Origin of the sequence: Pedococcus ginsenosidimutans, assembly GCF_039544395.1 — a bacterium.
Taxonomy (GTDB): Bacteria; Actinomycetota; Actinomycetes; order Actinomycetales; family Dermatophilaceae; genus Pedococcus; species Pedococcus ginsenosidimutans.
The window spans coordinates 19,165-37,822 of sequence record NZ_BAABLO010000003.1; the positions used below are offsets into that span (position 1 = coordinate 19,165).

An 18,658-nucleotide genomic window follows, 5' to 3' on the forward strand; every position below is an offset into this window, starting at 1 on the left:
GACAGAGGGTGTGCCCCACGACCCGAACGAACCCTTCGTCCACGTTCGTGGAGCCAGCGAGCACAACCTGAAGAACGTCGACGTCGACCTGCCACGTGATGCGATGGTGGCCTTCACCGGGGTCTCGGGGTCGGGCAAGTCATCACTGGCCTTCGGCACGCTCTACGCCGAGGCGCAGCGTCGCTACTTCGAGTCAGTGGCTCCCTACGCCCGCCGACTGGTGCAGCAGATGGGCGTCCCCCACGTGCAGGAGATCACCGGTCTGCCGCCTGCGGTGGCGTTGCAGCAGCGCCGCGGCGCCCCCAGCTCACGTTCCAGCGTGGGCACGCTGACGACCTTGTCGAACCTCCTTCGCATGCTCTTCTCACGCGCCGGCACCTACCCCGCCGGCGCGCCCCACCTGGCGGCGGAGGCGTTCTCGCCCAACACCGTGGCCGGCGCCTGCCCCCGGTGCCACGGCCTCGGTGTGGAGCACGACGTCAGCGAGGAGCTGATGGTGCCGGACCCCTCGCTGAGCATCCGCGAGGGCGCCATTGCAGCGTGGCCCGGTGCGTGGCAGGGCGCCAACCTGCGCAGCATCGTCACCGGTCTCGGCATCGACGTCGACAAGCCCTGGCGGTCCCTCACGAAGAAGGACCGGCAGTGGCTGCTGTTCACCGACGAGCAGCCGAAGGTGTTCATCAAGCCTGAGCGTGACCGCGTCGACCATGGCTACCACGGCCTGTTCTGGAGTGCCCGCGCCCACATCCACCACGTCCTGGCCACCTCCAAGAGCCAGATGATGCGCGACAAGGCGATGCGCTTCATGCGGAGCGTCCCGTGCCCGGACTGCGAGGGAACCGGGCTGCGTCCCGAGGCGCTGAAAGTGACGTTCCGCGGCCTCAACATCGCCGAGATGAACGCGCTGTCGTTCACCGAGCTGGTCGCCCTGCTGCGGCCGGTGGCCGAGCTGCGGGAGGCAGCCGCGGCAACGTCGTCGGCCGACTCGGGTGAGGCGACCGAGGTGGCGGTGCGGCTGTGCGCCGACCTCGTCGCGCGGGTCCGGGTCCTGCTCGACCTCGGGCTCGGCTACCTCTCACTGGGGCGCAGCTCCACGACCCTGTCACCGGGGGAGGCCCAGCGCCTGCGCATCGCCACGCAGCTGCGCTCGGGGTTGTTCGGGGTGGTGTACGTCCTCGACGAACCCTCCGCCGGGCTGCACCCTGCCGACGCGGCGCCGCTGCTCGACGTCCTCGAGACGCTCAAGGGCTCGGGCAACTCGCTGTTCGTCGTCGAGCACGACCTCGACATCGTGCGGCGGGCCGACTGGGTCGTCGACATCGGTCCGGGCGCCGGCGAGGGTGGTGGCCGCGTCCTGTACTCCGGCCCGGTCGACGGCCTCGAGCAGGTGGCGGACTCCGTGACGGGCGCCCACCTCTTCGGCCGGGTGGAGGCACCACACCGCCCCCAGCGCGTCCCGCAGGGGTGGCTGCACCTGCGCGGGGTCAGCCGGCACAACCTCGAGGACCTCTCGGTGGACGTGCCGCTGTGCGTCATGACCGCGGTGACGGGTGTCTCCGGCTCCGGCAAGTCGACCCTGGTCACCCAGGTGCTGGCCGAGCTGGTGCGCCGTCACCTCGGGCAGGCTCCCGACGACGCCGAGGACGACGAGCTCGAGATCGACATCGACGCCGCCACCGGGCTGGAGTCCTTCGACCGGCTGGTGCGCGTGGACCAGCGCCCGATCGGCCGCACCCCGCGCTCCAACCTGGCCACCTACACGGGCCTGTTCGACGCCGTGCGCAAGGAGTATGCCGGGACGCCGGAAGCCCGTGAGCGCGGCTACGGCGCCGGTCGCTTCTCGTTCAACGTGGCCGAGGGACGGTGCGAGACCTGCCAAGGGGAAGGCTTCGTCACTGTCGAGCTGCTCTTCCTGCCCGGCACCTACGCACCGTGCCCGACCTGCCACGGGGCCCGCTACAACGCAGAGACACTCGAGATCGAGTACCGCGGCAAGAACATCGCCGAGGTGCTGGCCCTGTCGGTCGACGAGGCTTCCGACTTCCTGGCCGACCTGCCGGCGGCCGCGCGCAGCCTGACCACGCTGCGTGAGGTCGGGCTGGGCTACCTGCGTCTCGGCCAGCCCGCCACCGAGCTCAGTGGGGGCGAGGCCCAGCGGATCAAGCTGGCCACCGAGCTCCAGCGCGCACGTCGAGGGCACGCGCTCTACCTGCTCGACGAGCCCACGGCCGGCCTGCACCCCGCCGACATCGCTCTGCTGTTGCGCCAGCTGCACCGGTTGGTGGACGCCGGCAACACCGTGGTGCTGGTCGAGCACGACCTCGACACGATCATCAGCGCCGACTGGGTCATCGACCTCGGCCCACGAGGCGGGGACGAGGGCGGCCGAGTGGTGGCCACGGGCACACCAGAACAGGTCGCCCGGGCCGAGGACAGCGCCACCGCGCCCTACCTGGCCGCCCGCCTCTCGCCCCAGGGGAGTAGCGGGTAGGCGCGCAGCGATCCGGCTCCTGTACGCGAAGGCGTCGGCGCAGCCACCTATCCAGGTCGGCGGGCTCCTGCTACGTTGCCGAGGATCGGCCGCAGCCGTTCGACCGCGCAAGCGAAGGACTCAGACCCATGCTGACCAAAGCTCTGCTCGTGCGTCTCGAGGCCCTGCCGGGCAAGGAGACCGAACTCTCAGACTTCCTCACCAACGCGCGGTCGATCGTCATGGAAGAGCCGGGCACCGTCGCCTGGTTCGCCATCCAGTTCGGTCCGTCGTCCTTCGGCGTCTATGACGTCTTCCCCGACGACGACGCCCGCGACGCCCACCTGGCCGGTGGTGTCGGCCAGGCCCTCGGGCCGAACACCGGCGTCCTCTTCTCCGAACCGCAGATCGAGAAGATCGACATCCTCGCGGACAAGGTCCCGCGATAGGCCCACGCATCGACTGACCCAACCGGCATGATTCCCATGCGTCACCGGACACGGCGGATCGCAGAGAATCGCGTTGGCCGCCGTTCCGTCACTGACCCGGGTTCGTGACCACGTTGTCGGCCACCGCGAGCACCCAGGTGCTGCGTCGTCGGGCTGCGCTCGGGGTGGACCGGATGAGCCGGTGTTCGGCACCATCGACGGCGGGTTCCGAAAGCCCCGCACCGTGAGTCGGTGGCTGTTCCAGATCCGCGAGGCCAACGGCATGGAATGGGTCACGACCCACACGTGGCGCAAGACCACGGCCAACGTGCTCGACGGGTCGGGCATCACGGCCCGGATGATCGCCGACCAGCTGGGCCACTCGCGGGTGTCGATGACCCAGGACGTGTACCTCGGGCGGGGCGCCGTGGACCCTCGCGTCGTGCAGGCCCTGGAGGCGGCCGACCCCAGCCGTGGATCTCACAGCGTGGGGCACAGTGATGGATCTGCCGCCTCCGGCGAGGGTTCTTGAGGTGTTCGTGCTGGTCAGAGAGCCGACGAGGGGACTTGAACCCCTAACCCCCTGTTTACAAGACAGGTGCGCTGCCAATTGCGCCACGCCGGCACGCCTGCCTGCGCAGGACGGCCACGATCGTACCGACACGGACGAGCGGGCCCGGCACCACGCGGTACCGAGCCGGGCACACCACCGTCGTCACCGGTGGTCGCCCCGGTCCGCGAACTTTCGGCCACTCGCCCGCAAGCCCGGCCCCGGCCCGGACGACGCGCCCCAGCTTTCGGCCACTCGCCCGAAAGCCAAGCGGAAAGCCCAACCCCGAGCCTGAGCTCACGACCAGCCCGTACGACGCCCACGCCCAGCACGACGAAACGGCCCGGCACCAGGAGGTGCCGGGCCGCCGGGACGTCACGGACGGTGCCGTGACGTCAGCAGGTCAGTGCTGGTTCAGGTAGGACTGGAGGCTGCGCACGGTCGCGCGGTCCAGCGAGTGGGAGCCGTTGCGCTTGGCGCCGATCTTGGTCTGCAGCGCGCGGACGGTGCGCGGGCCGATGACACCGTCAGGAGCCGAGCCGACCTTGCGCTGGAGCGCCTTGACGTCGGTACGGGAGAGGTTGCCGTTGACCGACCCCCCGACCCAGCGCTCGATGGCGGCGTTGGTCTTGGGACCGCGGACACCGTCGACGACGAGCTTGCCTGCGGAGACGGAGTGGACCGGCGCCCTGCGGACGGCCGAGCGGGAGATGGTCGTCGAGGTCGATCCCGCGTAGACGGCTCCACCGTTGGTCCTGGTCAGGCCCGCGCGGGCGCCGCAGGTCGGCCACGCGCCGGGACCCTGCGCGGCGAGCACCTTCTGCGCGACCGTGATCTGCTGCGCCTTGGTGGCGCGGTTGGCGGTGCTGGCGTAGCGCTCGCCGCCGTAGGCGTCCCAGGTGCTGTCGGAGAACTGCAGGCCGCCGTAGTAGCCGTTGCCGGTGTTGATCGACCAGTTGCCGCCGCTCTCGCAGGAGGCGACCCGGTCCCACACGGTGGAGGTGGAGGCGGAGGAGGCGGTAGCGGTCGCCAGACCGCCGGCGACGGTGGCCGCTCCGGCCACGGCGGCACCGGCGATGCGGCGACGGACGGGCTTGGCTTTCCGAGCAGAGTGCTTCGGGGCATAGAACATTGCTGGGGGAGTTCCTCTCCTGACCGGCGCCTGCGAGGTGAGCTGTCGGGTTCGGGCTGTCAGGTGCCCGGCCGGTGGTCCCGGCTTCACCCCAAGGCCGCCGGAGCGGTCGAGTTGGGTCCCCCGTCCTCGTCGTGCCCGGAGATCTTCCGGCGAATCACCCGCCTGACGAGGCTCGGCGCTGCGGGTGAGCATGTGTTGGGTATGCCGTGTGGAGTTGTCGCGGCGCGTCTGCGCTGGTCAACCGTAAGGGGGGCCAGTCCCCCACGACAAGCGAGTCGGCGGAAATGGGGCCAAACGCCCGAGGTGTGGCCCGTGGGTCGCCTGCGACCGGCCGCGCCGACGGCCTCCTCGGGGGAACCGGGCGCACCACCGGGCGTGCCCCGGGGAGGGTCAGCGGCGGCGTACGCGGCGCTTCTGCACCATCCGGCGGTCGAAGGGCGCCGCCATGAACTCCCCCAGGACGCTGCCGGCCGCGATGGCCAGCAGGACCGCCATGGCGCCGAGCAGGGTCGTGATGCCGCCCTGGAGCGACAGCGAACCCGAGTCGGCGGACGAGCCGTTGACCATCTCGTAGAGGCCACGGAAGATCGCCAGACCCGGGAGCAGGCCGTAGGACGCAGGCACCACGAGGACCATCGCAGGGGCACCCATCCGCAGCGCCACGAGGCGTCCCACGCAGCCGAGGACGGTCGCGGCGACCCCGGCGGCCGCGAGCTGGCCCAGGGACTCCAGCCGGTCCACCCCGAGGGAGACGGCCACGCCGGTGGCGGACAGCAGGCCGGCAGGGACCACCAGGTTGCGAAGGCTGCGCAGCGACACCGCACCCGACAGCCCCACCACGAACGCACCGGCCACGGCCAGGCCTACCGGTGCGCTGAGCGCACGGGTCGCCATCACCGACGGCGAGACCAGCTGGAGGTGGAACGCCGAGGTGAGGGCCAGGGTCACCGACAGCCCGGTGGCCACCCCGAGGATGATCCCGGCCGTGGTGAGGAAGACGCCGAACATCCGCCCCGCACCGGTGACGGAGTAGCCGGAGATGGCGTCCTCGAAGGCCGAGGCGACCGTGCGACCGGGCAGCAGCACGGTGATGCCACCGGCCACGATGAACGCGAACTCCTCCGACGACACCGGCAGCCACCCGTTGGCGCCCAGGCTGAACGCACCCCAGGCGATGACCGTGGCGAAGAACCCGCCGATGGCGCACTGGTAGAAGTCCGGCAGGCCGTGCCGCCCGAGCGTGCGCGCGGCATACCCCACGAGCAGTGACGACAGGCCGGCGACGAGGGCCGCGACGGGGCCGGCCCCCAGCATCACGGTGACGGCGGCGGCGAGGACCCCCAGCGATCCTCGCACCGCCCAGCTCGGCCAGAACCGCGGCGCCCGGCGGATCTCCCGCAGCCTGGCCGCGGCGGCCTCGAGGTCGTAGCTGCCGGCGACGAGGTTCTCGACGAACTCGTGCACGGCGGTGAGCCGGGCGAAGTCACGCGTCGCCGAGCGCACCACGCGAAGCATGGTGATGGGCTGGCCGGAGGCGGTGGTGCACTGGACGAGCAGCGACTGCAGCGTGATGTCGACCTCGAGGTGGTCGAGCCCGGCTGCTGCCGCCACCGCGATCACCGACGACTCCACCTGGGGGGCCCCGGCGCCGCAGCGGAGCATCAGCTCCCCCACCCGCAGCGCGAGGTCGAGGGAGGCGCGCGCGTCGCGCTCCTCCGCCGCCGCCTGCCGGACCCGGGCGTTGCGGTACGGCGTGTGCCGCAACGAGTCGACCATGGGCAGCGTGTCGGTGATGTCCTCCCCGCGCCAGATGCGGCTGTGCCGCAGCGCCGGACGCAGCGCCGGACGCCGGGGCGGGAGCGGCGGGGTCTGCTGCACCATCAGGAACCGGTGCCCGGCAGGACGGCCGACGGGTCCTGCGCCGGCCACCAGTCCGGCACCCCGCCCTGCGTCAGGGTCCACACGCCCAACCCGACGGCGGCAGCGAGCAGCACGAGCACGAACACCCGTCCCCCGCGCCCCGGGCTCACCCCGCGCACGATGCTGCGCGAGCCGCGCCGCAGGCCGGAACCGCCCGGACCCCACCACGCCATGAGGCCGGCGACGACGGCGCCGGCGGCCACGGGCCCCGGAGCGTTCGGCTGCGGGGAGCCACCGGTCACCGCGACCATCGCCAGGGCGGCGCTGAAGACGGCGCACACGCCGACGACCACCGGCAGTATCGCGCTGACGAGGGTGGCGAGCGCACCGACCACGAGGTGCCAGGGGCTGGCTACCACGGCGAAGGGCACGTCCGACCTGCGCCGGCCCTTCTGGTGGCGGCGCAGCACGAGCGAGGTCACCGACCGGTCGGCCGTGCGCGCGACCCATGACCAGAGCAGGGCCACCACGGCGGCCACGACCGGGAAGGCTGCCGCCGCGGCCACGAACAGGGCCAGCACCGCCAGGAGGCTGCCGGTGCGCTGGGCCCGCCCGATACGGGGGTCGGGCTCGCCCGGCTCGCCCTCCCAGGCGGCCTGCCAGTCCGACACCTCCTCGTCGTCGAGGTCGAACGGCACCAGGTCGGCCACGTGGGCCGGCGCGTCCACGGGGACCGCGTCGCGCCACGGCGCCTCGGCGTGCGGCGGGGCGGCCCACTCCGAGGTCGGCTGCGGGTGGAGGACCTGGGTGTGACGGGCGTCGGTCCGCAGCACCTGGGTGACCGGCTGCCCCGTGGCGTAGCGCTCGAGCGCCTCCACGACCTCGTCGGCGTCGGGGCGCCGGCGGGGATCGGGAGACAGCGCGGCCTGCAGCAGGGGTGCCAGGGCGGGGTCGACGCCGGTGAGGTCGGGCTCCCCGCGGCTCACACGGTTGAGGACGAGGTCCATGGGCCCGCGCCCGAACGGCGGAGAGCCGCTGGCCGCGAAGGCCAGGGTCGCCGCCCAGCCCCACCAGTCGGTCGCCTCGGTGACCGGCGCGCCCTCGACGACCTCGGGCGACAGGTAGCCCGGGGTCCCCATGACGAGCCCGGTCATCGTGATGCGCACGTCGTCGGCGACGTGGGCGATGCCGAAGTCGATGAGGACCGGGTCACCGTCGAGCATGAGGACGTTGCCGGGCTTGAGGTCGCGGTGGATGACGTCAGCGGAGTGGATGGCGTCGAGCGCCTCGGCGAGGCCCCGACCGAGGGAGAGCAGGTCGCCACCGCGGATGGGCCCGTGATCCTTGACGACCTCGTCGAGCGGCGGCCCGGGGACGTACCGCGTCACGAGGTAGGGCCGCGGGCCGTCGAGGTCGGCGTCGATGACCGCGGCGACGCGCGGGTCGCGGATCCGCCCGAGGACGTCCACCTCGCGCGCCAGGCGCGTGCGGGCGTCCTTGTCGTGGGCGACGTGGGGACGCAGGAGCTTGAGCGCCACGGCGCGGCCGTTGGGGGCCAGGGCGAGGTGCACCACACCCATACCGCCCTCACCCAGCTGCTGGATGAGCCGGTAGGGCCCGACCTGTGAGCCCTCGGGCAGGCCGGGCCGGCCGTCGCTGTCCTCCAGGGCCTCCGTCCGCATCCCCCTACGGTAAGGGAGGGGCCTGTGTGAAACGGGTCAGGCTACTGCTGGATGTAGCCCACGAGCTGGTCACGTTCTGCCTGGAGCTCGTCGATGCGGTGCTTGACGATGTCACCGATGCTCACGATGCCGTGCAGCCTGCCGTCGACCACCACGGGCACGTGGCGGATCCGCTTCTCCGTCATCGTCCGGGCCAGCTCCTCGAGAGCGACGTCGGGGTCGCAGGTGGTCACGTCGGCGGTCATGATCGCCGAGATCGGCCCGATGAGCACCGCCGCACCGTCGCTGTGCAGGTGGCGCACGATGTCGCGCTCGCTGACGATGCCGTCGATGCGGCCCCCGTCCTCGCTGACCACCAGGGCACCGATGCGGTGCTCGTGGAGGAGCTCCAGCAGCCTCTCGACCGACTCGTCCGGGCGGACGGTCACGACCTGGTCACCCTTGCGACGCACCACATCGGAGATCCTCATGGTCAGACGGTAGACCGCTGGGGAAGCCACCGCTAGGGGAGATCGCACCCCTCGGCATAGTGTTGGGGGCCGCAGACCCGACCTCGGAGTTGATGAGCCAGTGCCCGGCACCAAGCAGAAGTTCGACCTCGTGATCGCCGCCAACCGCCTCCCCGTCGACCGCGTGGTGGATGCCGACGGAGAGGTCTCCTGGCGCACCAGCCCGGGCGGCCTGGTGACCGCCATGGAGTCGGTGATGCGCGGCCGCGAGGGCGCCTGGGTGGGCTGGGCGGGTGAGGCCGGCGAGGCGCCGCAGCCGTTCGAGCAGGACGACATGTTCCTCAACCCGGTCGCCCTGTCCGAGGACGAGGTCGCCCACTACTACGAGGGCTTCAGCAACGACACCCTGTGGCCGATCTACCACGACGTCATCGTCCCGGCGACGTTCCACCGCTTCTGGTTCGGGGCGTACGAAGCGGTCAACCGCCGGTTCGCCGAGGCCGTCTGCGCCGTCGCCGCCAAGGGCGCCACCGTGTGGGTGCACGACTACCAGCTCCAGCTCGTCCCGGCCATGGTCCGGGAGATGCGCCCTGACGTGCGGATCGGCTGGTTCAACCACATCCCCTTCCCCCCGGTCGAGCTGTTCGCCCAGCTGCCGTGGCGGCGCGCCATCCTCGAGGGCCTGCTCGGCGCCGACTACCTGGGCTTCCAGCGCGTCGCCGACGCGCAGAACTTCATCCGTGCCTGCCGCCAGCTGCTCAGCCTGCCCACCAAGGGCGACACCGTGTCGGAGTCGCGCTCGGAGGGCGCCCGGCGGATCCGCGCCAGCGCGGTCCCCATCTCCATCGACTTCAAGGGCCTCGAGGAGCTCGCCAGGCGGCCGGAGACCCAGGCCCGCGCCAAGGAGATCCGTGCCTCCCTCGGCGACCCCGAGACGCTCATCCTCGGCGTCGACCGCCTCGACTACACCAAGGGCATCGGCCACCGGATCAAGGCGTACGGCGAGCTCCTCGCCGAGGACCGGGTCGCCCCGCCCAGGCAGATGTTCGTGCAGGTGGCCACGCCCAGCCGCGAGCGCGTCGACGCCTACCGCGACCTGCGCACCGAGATCGAGGGTGAGGTGGGCCGCCTCAACGGCGAGTTCAGCAGCATCGGCGCCCCGGCGGTGCAGTACCTCCACCACTCCTACCCGCGGGACGAGATGGCGGCCCTCTACCTCGCCGCCGACGTCCTGCTCGTGACGCCGCTGCGCGACGGCATGAACCTCGTCGCCAAGGAGTACGTCACCTGCCGCTACGACAACGGCGGTGCGCTGGTCCTGTCCGAGTTCACCGGCGCCTACCACGAGCTGCACCAGGCGTTCGTCTGCAACCCCCACGACATCGAGGGCCTCAAGCAGACGATCATGCGGGCCATCGAGACCCCGGCCAAGGAGAAGGCCCGGCTCATGCGCGCCATGCGGCGCCGGGTCGCCGACCACGACGTCCAGCACTGGGCCGCCCGTTTCCTGGACAACCTCGCCAACGCCCCGGAGCGGGGTGGGGTGTGATCCCGGACGACCTGCGAGCAGCGGTCGAGGCGCTCGTGGCCCACGACCGCGTCCTCGTGGCCTCGGACTTCGACGGGGTGATGGCACCCCTCGTCCTCGACCCGTCGACGTCCACGCCACTGCCGGGGACCGTGGAGGACCTGCGCCGGCTGGCCGCGATGCCGGGCACGTATGCCGCGGTGGTGTCCGGCCGCGACCTCGCGACCCTCACCGAGCTCACCGGGCTCGCCGACAGCGACGTGACCCGGATCGGCAGCCACGGCGGGGAGTCCAGCGACGCCGACCAGCAGGCGCCGGACCTGACCGACGACCAGCGCGAGCGCCTGCGCCGGCTCACCGCCGAGCTGGAGGAGCTGTGCGCGTCGCTGCCCGACGGCGCCTACCTCGAGCCCAAGCCTGCCGCGGTCGTCCTGCACACCCGCCGGATGGCCAAGGAGGACGCCGACGCCGCGGAGGAGGCCGCCCTCGAGCTGGCCGGCCGGCACACCCACCTGTCGGTGCTGCGGGGCAAGCAGGTCGTGGAGATGAGTGTCGTCGAGGCCGACAAGGGCAGCGCCCTGGAGGCCCTGCGGGACTCCGTGGGGGCGCAGGGCGTGGCCTACCTCGGTGACGACGTCACCGACGAGCACGCTTTCGAGTGCCTGTCCTCCGACGACCTCACCGTCAAGGTCGGTCCCGGGGACACGGCGGCGCGGTTCCGGGTCGACGGCCCCGAGGACGCCGCCGAGGTGCTCGCCCTCGTCGCCGAGAGGCGCGCCGCCGCGATCGGCTAGCGGTTGGGGGACGCGCCGGTCGAGGCACGCACGACCAGCTCCGGCCTGAAGACGTACTCGGCCCGCGGGGCGGCCTCGCCGGAGATCTCGTCGAGCAGGGCCCGCACGGCCGCCTCAGCCATCGCCTGCACGCTCTGCCGCACGGTGGTCAGGGGCGGGTCGGTGAACGCGATCAGCGGCGAGTCGTCGTAACCCACCACGGAGAAGTCCTCGGGCACCCGCAGGCCGGCGCGCCGTACCGCGCGGATGGCACCGAGCGCCATGAGGTCGGAGCCGCACACCACCGCGGTGCACCCCTTGTCGAGCAGCCGTGCCCCTGCGGTGTCGCCGCCCTCCACCGAGAACATGGTCCGCTCGATGAGGTCGTCGACGTCGTCCTTCCCGAGCAGGTTGCGCATCGACGCGCGGTACCCGGCGATCTTGCGGATGACGGGGACGTAGCGGTCCGGGCCGATGGCCAGGCCGATCCTGGTGTGGCCGAGCTGCACGAGGTGGGTCAGTGCGAGGTCCATCGAGGCCACGTCGTCGTTGGAGATGAACGGTGCGTCGATCCCCTCGTGGTAGCCGTTGACGAGCACGATCGGCACCCCCCGCTCGCGCAGGTTGGTGTAGCGCTCGGGGTCGGTCGTCACGTCGGCGTGCTGGCCCGAGACGTAGATGATCCCGGCCACCCCGCGGTCGAGGAGCATCTGGACGTACTCGTCCTCGTGCACCCCGCCGGGGGTCTGGGTGCACAGGACCGGCGTGAACTGGTGCCGGGCCAGCGCGGTCTCGATGATCTGGGCGAACGCCGGGAATATCGGGTTGGTCAGCTCCGGGACGATGAGGCCGACGAGGTCGGCACTCTTGCGCCGCAGCCGCGAGGGGCGGTCGTAACCCAGCACGTCCAGGGAGGTCAGCACCGCCTCGCGCGTGGACTCGGCCACCCCGGGCTTGCCGTTGAGCACGCGGCTCACGGTGGCCTCGCTGACATCGGCATGGGCCGCGATGTCGGCCAGTCTCGCCTTCACGACGCGCCCTCCCCTGGTGTTGTGTTGCGGGCTGCGCGCAATCTAGCAAGAACTTGCAGCAGCCCTGCGCACCGCCGTGCAAGAAGTTTCACCCACCCCGGGCCCACGAGGAGCAGCGCTCCGCCGGCCACCCCCTGGGCAGGTGGTGGCGCAAAGTGCCGTGCTCGGTCAGACTGACCTCACCCGCGGACACCGACGTCCCGGGTGTTCCACCTTTACAACGGATCGTCCGGCACGTTCCTGCCGGTGAAGGAAAGGCAAAGACGCCCATGGCAACTGTGAAGTTCGACGAGGCCACCCGCCTCTACCCCGGCAACGACAAGCCCTCTGTCGACAGGCTCAACATCGACATCGAGGATGGCGAGTTCCTCGTCCTCGTCGGGCCGTCCGGCTGTGGCAAGTCCACCTCCCTGCGCATGCTCGCGGGCCTGGAGGAGGTCAACGCCGGCAAGATCTGGATCGGCGACCGTGACGTGACCAACCTGTCCCCCAAGGACCGCGACGTCGCCATGGTGTTCCAGAACTACGCGCTCTACCCCCACATGACCGTCGCCGACAACATGGGTTTCGCGCTCAAGATCGCCGGCGTCGACAAGGGCGAGATCCGCAAGCGCGTCGAGGAGGCTGCCAAGATCCTCGACCTCGAGCAGTACCTCGAGCGCAAGCCGAAGGCCCTCTCCGGTGGCCAGCGCCAGCGTGTCGCCATGGGCCGCGCGATCGTCCGGTCGCCCCAGGTCTTCCTCATGGACGAGCCGCTGTCCAACCTCGACGCCAAGCTCCGCGTCCAGACCCGCACCCAGATCGCCTCGCTCCAGCGTCGCCTCGGGGTCACCACGGTCTACGTCACCCACGACCAGGTCGAGGCCATGACCATGGGTGACCGCGTCGCGGTGCTCAAGGACGGCCTTCTCATGCAGTGCGACACCCCGCGCCACATGTACGACCACCCGAACAACGTCTTCGTCGCCGGCTTCATCGGCTCCCCGGCCATGAACCTGCTCGACGTGGACGTCACCGACGGTGGCGTGCAGGTCGGCGGCTCGAAGATCCCGGTCGAGCGTGCCCGCCTCGACTCCTCGAGCGGCAAGCAGGTCACCCTCGGCGTGCGGCCGGAGGACCTCGAGCTGACCACCGAGGGCCAGGGCATCCCGGTGACGGTCGACGTCGTCGAGGAGCTCGGTGCGGACGCCTACATCTACGGCTCCACCAACGCCAAGCAGCACGCCGACTTCGACGAGTCCGGCGCGGAGGTCCCCGAGCGCCCGTTCATCGCGCGCGTCGACGGCCGCCGTCCCCCGGCCAAGGGCGAGACGGTCTACCTCGCCCCCAAGTCCGGTCACGTGCACCTGTTCGACGCCGGCTCCGGGCAGCGCCTCGGCGACTGACCGCACCACCGTGTACGCCGCGTGGCCGGCCCCCAGCCCGGGGGCCGGCCACGCGCCGTTCGTGGGGCCTGGCGGCGGACGTCGCCCGGTCACCGCCGAGCATTCTGGGAGCATGGACCCGTGGCCCTGAACATCACCGCATCCCGGCCCGACCAGGCCCTGCTCGACCTGCCGTGGGAGCTCCCTCTCGAGACCTGGCCCGAGGAGCACCTGGCAGCGCTGCCCCGCGGCATCTCCCGGCACGTCGTGCGGTTCGTCAAGCTCTCCGGCCGCGTCCTGGCGGTGAAGGAGATCAAGGCCGACATCGCCGTCCGCGAGTACCAGATGCTCCGGGTGCTCAACCGGATCGAGGTGCCCTGCGTCGAGCCGTTCGGGGTCGTGAGCGGACGCGTCGACACCGACGGCAATCCCCTCGACGCGTGCCTCATCACCCGGCACCTGCAGTTCTCGCTCCCCTACCGCGCCCTGTTCAGCCAGTCCCTCCGGGCAGGCACGTCGACCCGTCTCATCGACGCCTTGGCCGTCCTGCTCGTCCGCCTGCACCTCAGCGGCTTCTGGTGGGGCGACGTGTCCCTGTCCAACACGCTGTTCCGCCGTGACGCCGGCGCGTTCGCCGCCTACCTCGTCGACGCCGAGACCGGCGAGCTGCACCAGTCGCTCACGGACGGCCAGCGCGAGCACGACCTCGACATCGCCCGGGTCAACATCGCCGGCGAGCTCATGGACCTCGAGGCGGGCGGCTTCCTCGAGGCCGGGACCGACGCCATCGACACCTCCAACCGCATCGTCACGCGCTACACCGAGCTGTGGGACGAGCTCACCGGCCTCGAGCGGTTCGAGAAGGGCGACCGGTGGCGCGTCGACGAGCGCATCCGTCGCCTCAACGAGCTCGGGTTCGACGTCGACGAGCTGGCCATCTCCACCGACTTCGACGGCACCCACATCGCGATCCAGCCCAAGGTCGTCGACGCCGGCCACCACTCCCGACGTCTGCTGCGCCTCACCGGCCTCGACGTCGAGGAGAACCAGGCGCGGCGCCTGCTCAACGACCTCGACTCCTACCGCGCCGGCACCGACCGCCAGAACGAGGACGAGGAGATCGTCGCCCACGACTGGCTGGCGAAGATCTACGAGCCGATCACGCGCACGGTCCCGCGCGACCTGGCCGGCAAGCTGGCCCCGGCGGAGCTGTTCCACGAGGTGCTGGAGCACCGCTGGTACATGTCGGAGCGGGCCGGGCACGACATCCCCATCGAGGACGCGATCCGCGACTACGTGGCAACCGTCCTGCCCTCGAAGCCCGATGAGGCTACGGTCGTCGGCGTCGACACCGTCGAGATGCCGGTCGTCGCCATGTTCGACGACCACTGAGCCACCCGCAGGAGGGGACCCCATGACCGACCAGAGCTACCCGCCGCCGCCACCGCCGCCTCCCGGGCCGTCCTCGTCCCCGCAGTCCCCCGGCCCGGCCTGGAACTCGCCGGCCCAGACCTGGCAGCAGCCCGGGCAGCAGGACCCCGGGTACCAAGGCGGCGGGTACCAGGGCGCCGGGTACCCCGGTGGCGCGTACCCCAACGTCCCGGGCCAGGGGCCGTGGGGTCCGCTCGCCGGCTGGGGCTCGCGGGTCGGCGCGATGCTCATCGACACGCTCGTGCAGCTCATCGGGATGGTGCCCTACCTCGTCGGGGCCGTCATGTTCGCCGCCGGCGCCCCCGACACCTCCTCGCGCTACGACTCGACGACCGGCACCGTGACCGACGTGACGACCCGCGACGGCAACGTCGGGCTCATGGTGGCCGGCGGCCTGCTGGTCCTGCTCGGCTTCCTCGGCATGCTCGGCATCCAGATCTGGAACCGCTCGTTCAAGCAGGGCCGCACCGGCCAGAGCGTGGGCAAGAAGGCCCTGGGGCTCAAGCTCGTCGACGAGCGCACGGGGCAGCCGATCGGCGCCGGGATGGCGTTCGTCCGCGACCTCGCGCACGTCCTCGACGGCTTCTTCTACATCGGCTACCTCTGGCCGCTGTGGGACGACAAGCGCCAGACGTTCGCCGACAAGATCCTCAACACCGTCGTCGTCCAGGTGCCCAAGGGCTGAGCCGGCCGATGCGAGAGGGCGGTGACCACCAGGTGGTCACCGCCCTCTCGGCGAAGCAGTGCAGTCCGCTGTCGTCCCGGGTCAGGCCCTCGGTGCGGAGGAGGCCGCGTAGAACTCCGAGGACTCCTTCTTGTAGAGCAGGAAGATGATGTAGGCGCCGAGCAGGGTCGACACCACCGTGAGCAGCTTGCTGATGACCGGTCCGGCCTGCAGGAGGGTGCTGACGAGGCCGAGCAGGCTGAACGCGAAGAACACCGTCGCGACGATGCGGGCCCAGGACTTGCCCTTGCCGTTGGCCGAGGCCATCCAGAGCCAGAGCCCGACGCCGAGCAGCCCGAACACGATGCCGGTGGCGGTGCCGACCGCGACCGCGGTGTCGACCTGGGCGGGCGTCAGGCTGGCGTTGGACTTCTCCACCGCGTCACGGATGGCGCCGTGCATGAACAGCGACAGCAGCAGGCCGAGGAGGCTGATGCCGGCACCGACCTTCATCAGCATCACTGCCTGGTCCATGGCCGGGGGACGCACGGCCGCGGCCTGCGGCGCCCCGCTCTGGTTCATCTGGGGCATCTGCCCGTAGCCGCTCTCGGGGCCCGGCGGAGGAGGAGGCGGAGTTCCGTAGTCAGACATGCTGTTCCCTTCCAGCGTGGTTGGCGCCGCTCCCCCCATTGGGCGCGACGAACGCGAACGCTATCGGACCCGCGTGCCCATCCCGCGGATTCAGCCCGCCTGAGCCCGGCGCCGTGCCACCTCGTACAGGGTGACGCCGGCCGCGATACCCGCGTTGAGGGACTCGGTCGTCGAGGACATGGGGATCGACACGATCTGGTCGCAGGTCTCACGGACGAGGCGGGACAGGCCCTTGCCCTCGGACCCCACGACGATGACGATCGGCTCGGTCGCCAGCTCCAGGCCGGGGAGCTCGACGTCACCGTCCATGTCGAGACCGAGGACGAAGAAGCCCGCCTTGCGGTACTCCTCCAGCGCCCGGGTCAGGTTGGAGGCCAGGGCCACCGGGACACGGGCCGCGGCACCGGCGGAGGTCTTCCACGCGCTCGCCGTCATGCCGACCGAGCGCCGCTCCGGCACCACGACCCCGTGGCCGCCGAAGGCCGCCACGGAGCGGATGATCGCGCCGAGGTTGCGCGGGTCGGTGATCCCGTCGAGGGCGACGACGAGTGGGATGCCGGGGGCCTCCGGGTCGATGAAGTCCTGCGGGTGGGCGTACTCGTAGGGCGGCACCTGCAGCGCCAGGCCCTGGTGGACGGCGCCGTCGGTGATCCGGTCGAGCTCGCCGCGGGGCGTCTCGAGGACGGCGATGCCCCGTGCGGTCGCGGTCTTGAGCGCCTCGCGCACACGGTCGTCGGCGTCGATGCGGCCGGCGACGTACATCGTCGTCACCGGCACGTCGGCGCGCAGCGCCTCGACGACCGAGTTGCGGCCGGCCACGATCTCGCTGGAGGCCTTGCCGCCGGAGCGACGGGTGCCACCACCGCGCGAACCGGTGCCGCGCGAGGTCGGACCACCGCTCTTCGCGGCGGCCTTGGCCATCTTGTGGGCCTTGTGGTTGGGGCGGTCCTCGGCGCGGGGCGTCGGCCCCTTGCCCTCGAGCCCACGACGACGCTGGCCGCCGGAGCCGACCGACGCGCCCTTCTTCGACGCGCCCTTGCGGACCGCGCCGCGGCGCTGGGAGTTGCCTGCCATCAGATGTCGCCTGTCTCTTCGTTGTCCCGCCGGGCCAGCGACCAGTTCGCGCCCGATGCGGTGTCCTCGATGACGATGCCGGCCAGCGCGAGCTGGTCACGGATCGCGTCCGCCGTCGCGAAGTCGCGTGCTGCGCGGGCGGCGGCCCGCGTCTCGAGCTGGGCCCGCACGAGGGTGTCGAGGGCGCCCTGGGCGTCGCCCGAGCCGGGCGTGGTGTCGGCACCCCACTGCGGGTCGAGCGGGTTGACCCCGAGGAGGTCGGTCATCGCGACCACCGCTGCGAACGCCGACTGCAGGGCCTCGGTGTCACCGTCGTCCAGGGCGGTGTTGCCCGCCCGCACGGTCTCGTGCACGACGGCCAGCGCGCCGGACACGTTGAGGTCGTCGTCCATGGCGGCGGCGAACGCGTCGGGCACCCGCGTGTGGTCGGGGGTCGTGGAGGTGCCGTCGGGCAGCGCGCGGACCGCACGGGTGAGGAAGCCCTCGATGCGCTCGACGGTGGCCTCGGCCTCCTTGAGCGAGCCCTCGTAGAAGTCGATGGTCGAGCGGTAGTGCGCGGCCGTGAGGTAGTAGCGCAGGGCCAGCGGTCGGGCGGTCCTGGTCACCTCGGAGACGACGAGGCTGTTGCCGAGCGACTTGCTCATCTTCTCGCCGCCCAGGGTGACCCAGGCGTTGTGCAGCCAGAAGCTGGCGAAGCCGAGCCCTGCGGCGTGCGACTGGGCCTGCTCGTTCTCGTGGTGGGGGAAGCGCAGGTCGACGCCGCCGCCGTGGATGTCGAACGCGTCGCCGAGGTACTTGCGCGCCATCGCCGAGCACTCGAGGTGCCAGCCCGGGCGCCCCACCCCGAACGGCGTGGGCCAGGAGGCGGTGGCGGGCTCGGACTCCTTGCGGCCCTTCCACAGCGCGAAGTCGCGGGGGTCGCGCTTGCCACGGGGGTCCGCGTCCTGGGCGGCTTCCATGTCCTCGATCCGCTGGTGGGTGAGCGAGCCGTACTCGGGGAAGCTCTTGACGTCGAAGTAGACGTCACCACTGCCGTCCGGCGCCGCGTAGGCGTGGCCCTTCTCGACGAGGGTCTGCATCAGCTCGACCATCTCCGGGATGTGCCCGGTGGCGCGGGGCTCGTAGGTCGGCAGCAGCACCCCGAGCGAGGCCAGGGCCGCAGCCGTCGCCACCTCGTTGCGGTAGGAGAGGGCGAACCACTCCTCCCCCGCCTCGGCCGACTTCGCGAGGATCTTGTCGTCGATGTCGGTGACGTTGCGCACGAGCGTCACGTCGTAGCCGTGGCGCCCCTCGAGCCAGCGGCGCAGCACATCGAACGCCACGGCGAACCGGACGTGGCCGATGTGGGGCTGGCTCTGCGTGGTGAGCCCGCAGATGTAGATGCCGACCTTGCCGGGAACCAGCGGGGTGAACTCACGCAGCTCGCGCGTGGCGGTGTCGTACAGGCGAAGACTCACGCGCGCAAGGCTACCTGCGGGGACGGTCCCGGACCGAAACGGCGAGGACGGTTCGAGCCCGCCGGAGGGCGCGCTCGCCGTACGCTGTGCCCGCACCGGAGCCGCCCGGGG

At 71.5% G+C, this 18,658-nt stretch carries 16 protein-coding genes, 1 tRNA gene and 1 riboswitch; of the genes, 8 read left to right on the forward strand and 9 right to left on the reverse strand.

The window, feature by feature from the left end:
* The first annotated feature begins 10 nt into the window (after nt 1-10).
* From uvrA to ABEA42_RS04490, 3 genes are all read left to right on the forward strand, one after another.
* Nucleotides 11-2,491, forward strand: a complete 2,481-nt coding sequence (gene uvrA, locus ABEA42_RS04480) for an excinuclease ABC subunit UvrA (RefSeq protein ID WP_345501449.1) — start codon at nt 11-13, stop codon at nt 2,489-2,491.
* A gap of 128 nt (nt 2,492-2,619) precedes the next feature.
* Nucleotides 2,620-2,919 carry a putative quinol monooxygenase gene (locus ABEA42_RS04485; protein WP_345501450.1) on the forward strand — a complete coding sequence of 100 codons (300 nt, stop codon included), beginning with the start codon at nt 2,620-2,622 and terminating at the stop codon, nt 2,917-2,919.
* A gap of 223 nt (nt 2,920-3,142) precedes the next feature.
* Complete coding sequence (locus ABEA42_RS04490; RefSeq protein ID WP_345501451.1) at nt 3,143-3,430, forward strand: tyrosine-type recombinase/integrase; 288 nt, start codon at nt 3,143-3,145, stop codon at nt 3,428-3,430.
* Nucleotides 3,431-3,450: 20 nt separating this feature from the next.
* Here ABEA42_RS04490 and ABEA42_RS04495 read toward each other — a convergent pair.
* The 5 genes from ABEA42_RS04495 to ABEA42_RS04515 all read right to left on the reverse strand — a co-directional run bounded on the left by ABEA42_RS04495 (nt 3,451) and on the right by ABEA42_RS04515 (nt 8,595).
* A tRNA-Thr gene (locus ABEA42_RS04495) sits at nt 3,451-3,523 on the reverse strand.
* Nucleotides 3,524-3,851: 328 nt separating this feature from the next.
* A complete protein-coding gene (locus ABEA42_RS04500) occupies nt 3,852-4,580 on the reverse strand; it encodes a transglycosylase family protein (protein ID WP_345501452.1) in 729 nt (242 codons plus the stop codon).
* A gap of 12 nt (nt 4,581-4,592) precedes the next feature.
* Nucleotides 4,593-4,745, reverse strand: a riboswitch (cyclic di-AMP (ydaO/yuaA leader).
* 228 nt (nt 4,746-4,973) lie between these two features.
* The gene (locus tag ABEA42_RS04505) at nt 4,974-6,464 is read right to left on the reverse strand and encodes a threonine/serine exporter family protein (RefSeq protein ID WP_345501453.1); all 1,491 of its coding nucleotides are present in this window, start codon (nt 6,462-6,464) and stop codon (nt 4,974-4,976) included.
* The gene (locus tag ABEA42_RS04510; RefSeq protein ID WP_345501454.1) at nt 6,464-8,125 is read right to left on the reverse strand and encodes a serine/threonine-protein kinase; all 1,662 of its coding nucleotides are present in this window, start codon (nt 8,123-8,125) and stop codon (nt 6,464-6,466) included. Before ABEA42_RS04510 ends, ABEA42_RS04505 begins: the two co-directional genes overlap by 1 nt.
* Nucleotides 8,126-8,166: 41 nt before the next feature.
* Nucleotides 8,167-8,595, reverse strand: coding sequence for a CBS domain-containing protein (locus ABEA42_RS04515; protein ID WP_345501455.1), 429 nt, complete (start codon nt 8,593-8,595; stop codon nt 8,167-8,169).
* A 100-nt stretch (nt 8,596-8,695) separates the two neighbouring features.
* Here ABEA42_RS04515 and ABEA42_RS04520 point away from each other — a divergent pair, with 100 nt between their 5' ends.
* A complete protein-coding gene (locus ABEA42_RS04520) occupies nt 8,696-10,123 on the forward strand; it encodes an alpha,alpha-trehalose-phosphate synthase (UDP-forming) (protein ID WP_345501456.1) in 1,428 nt (475 codons plus the stop codon).
* On the forward strand, nt 10,120-10,896 hold the full coding sequence (otsB, locus tag ABEA42_RS04525; RefSeq protein ID WP_345501457.1) for a trehalose-phosphatase: 777 nt from the start codon (nt 10,120-10,122) through the stop codon (nt 10,894-10,896). The genes ABEA42_RS04520 and otsB overlap by 4 nt, the downstream gene beginning before the upstream one ends.
* Here otsB and ABEA42_RS04530 read toward each other — a convergent pair.
* Complete coding sequence (locus tag ABEA42_RS04530; protein ID WP_345501458.1) at nt 10,893-11,906, reverse strand: LacI family DNA-binding transcriptional regulator; 1,014 nt, start codon at nt 11,904-11,906, stop codon at nt 10,893-10,895. The genes otsB and ABEA42_RS04530 overlap by 4 nt on opposite strands.
* Before the next feature lie 269 nt (nt 11,907-12,175).
* Here ABEA42_RS04530 and ABEA42_RS04535 point away from each other — a divergent pair, with 269 nt between their 5' ends.
* The 3 genes from ABEA42_RS04535 (at nt 12,176) to ABEA42_RS04545 (ending at nt 15,386) form a co-directional block, all read left to right on the forward strand.
* Nucleotides 12,176-13,291, forward strand: coding sequence for an ABC transporter ATP-binding protein (locus ABEA42_RS04535; protein WP_345501459.1), 1,116 nt, complete (start codon nt 12,176-12,178; stop codon nt 13,289-13,291).
* Nucleotides 13,292-13,411: 120 nt separating this feature from the next.
* Nucleotides 13,412-14,662 (forward strand): DUF4032 domain-containing protein, encoded by a 1,251-nt coding sequence (locus ABEA42_RS04540; RefSeq protein ID WP_345501461.1) that lies wholly within the window; start codon nt 13,412-13,414, stop codon nt 14,660-14,662.
* A gap of 22 nt (nt 14,663-14,684) precedes the next feature.
* A complete protein-coding gene (locus ABEA42_RS04545; RefSeq protein ID WP_345501462.1) occupies nt 14,685-15,386 on the forward strand; it encodes an RDD family protein in 702 nt (233 codons plus the stop codon).
* An 81-nt stretch (nt 15,387-15,467) separates the two neighbouring features.
* On the opposite strand, the gene ABEA42_RS04550 is transcribed toward ABEA42_RS04545, so the two are convergent.
* From ABEA42_RS04550 to cysS, 3 genes are all read right to left on the reverse strand, one after another.
* Nucleotides 15,468-16,016 carry a hypothetical protein gene (locus tag ABEA42_RS04550; protein ID WP_345501464.1) on the reverse strand — a complete coding sequence of 183 codons (549 nt, stop codon included), beginning with the start codon at nt 16,014-16,016 and terminating at the stop codon, nt 15,468-15,470.
* A gap of 90 nt (nt 16,017-16,106) precedes the next feature.
* Nucleotides 16,107-17,090 carry a 23S rRNA (guanosine(2251)-2'-O)-methyltransferase RlmB gene (rlmB, locus tag ABEA42_RS04555; protein WP_345501466.1) on the reverse strand — a complete coding sequence of 328 codons (984 nt, stop codon included), beginning with the start codon at nt 17,088-17,090 and terminating at the stop codon, nt 16,107-16,109.
* Nucleotides 17,090-18,547: a cysteine--tRNA ligase gene (gene cysS / locus ABEA42_RS04560; RefSeq protein ID WP_345501468.1), complete on the reverse strand. Its 1,458-nt coding sequence runs from the start codon at nt 18,545-18,547 to the stop codon at nt 17,090-17,092. The genes rlmB and cysS overlap by 1 nt, the downstream gene beginning before the upstream one ends.
* Nucleotides 18,548-18,658: the final 111 nt, after the last annotated feature.

Bases quoted from the DNA above. Each gene is read 5' to 3' on its own strand.
- ABEA42_RS04485 (WP_345501450.1), top strand. From the start codon at position 2,620: ATGCTGACCAAAGCTCTGCTCGTGCGTCTCGAGGCCCTGCCGGGCAAG.
- ABEA42_RS04500 (WP_345501452.1), bottom strand. From the start codon at position 4,580: ATGTTCTATGCCCCGAAGCACTCTGCTCGGAAAGCCAAGCCCGTCCGT.
- ABEA42_RS04505 (WP_345501453.1), bottom strand. From the start codon at position 6,464: ATGGTGCAGCAGACCCCGCCGCTCCCGCCCCGGCGTCCGGCGCTGCGT.
- ABEA42_RS04510 (WP_345501454.1), bottom strand. From the start codon at position 8,125: ATGCGGACGGAGGCCCTGGAGGACAGCGACGGCCGGCCCGGCCTGCCC.
- ABEA42_RS04515 (WP_345501455.1), bottom strand. From the start codon at position 8,595: ATGAGGATCTCCGATGTGGTGCGTCGCAAGGGTGACCAGGTCGTGACC.
- ABEA42_RS04535 (WP_345501459.1), top strand. From the start codon at position 12,176: ATGGCAACTGTGAAGTTCGACGAGGCCACCCGCCTCTACCCCGGCAAC.
- ABEA42_RS04545 (WP_345501462.1), top strand. From the start codon at position 14,685: ATGACCGACCAGAGCTACCCGCCGCCGCCACCGCCGCCTCCCGGGCCG.
- ABEA42_RS04550 (WP_345501464.1), bottom strand. From the start codon at position 16,016: ATGTCTGACTACGGAACTCCGCCTCCTCCTCCGCCGGGCCCCGAGAGC.
- rlmB (WP_345501466.1), bottom strand. From the start codon at position 17,090: ATGGCAGGCAACTCCCAGCGCCGCGGCGCGGTCCGCAAGGGCGCGTCG.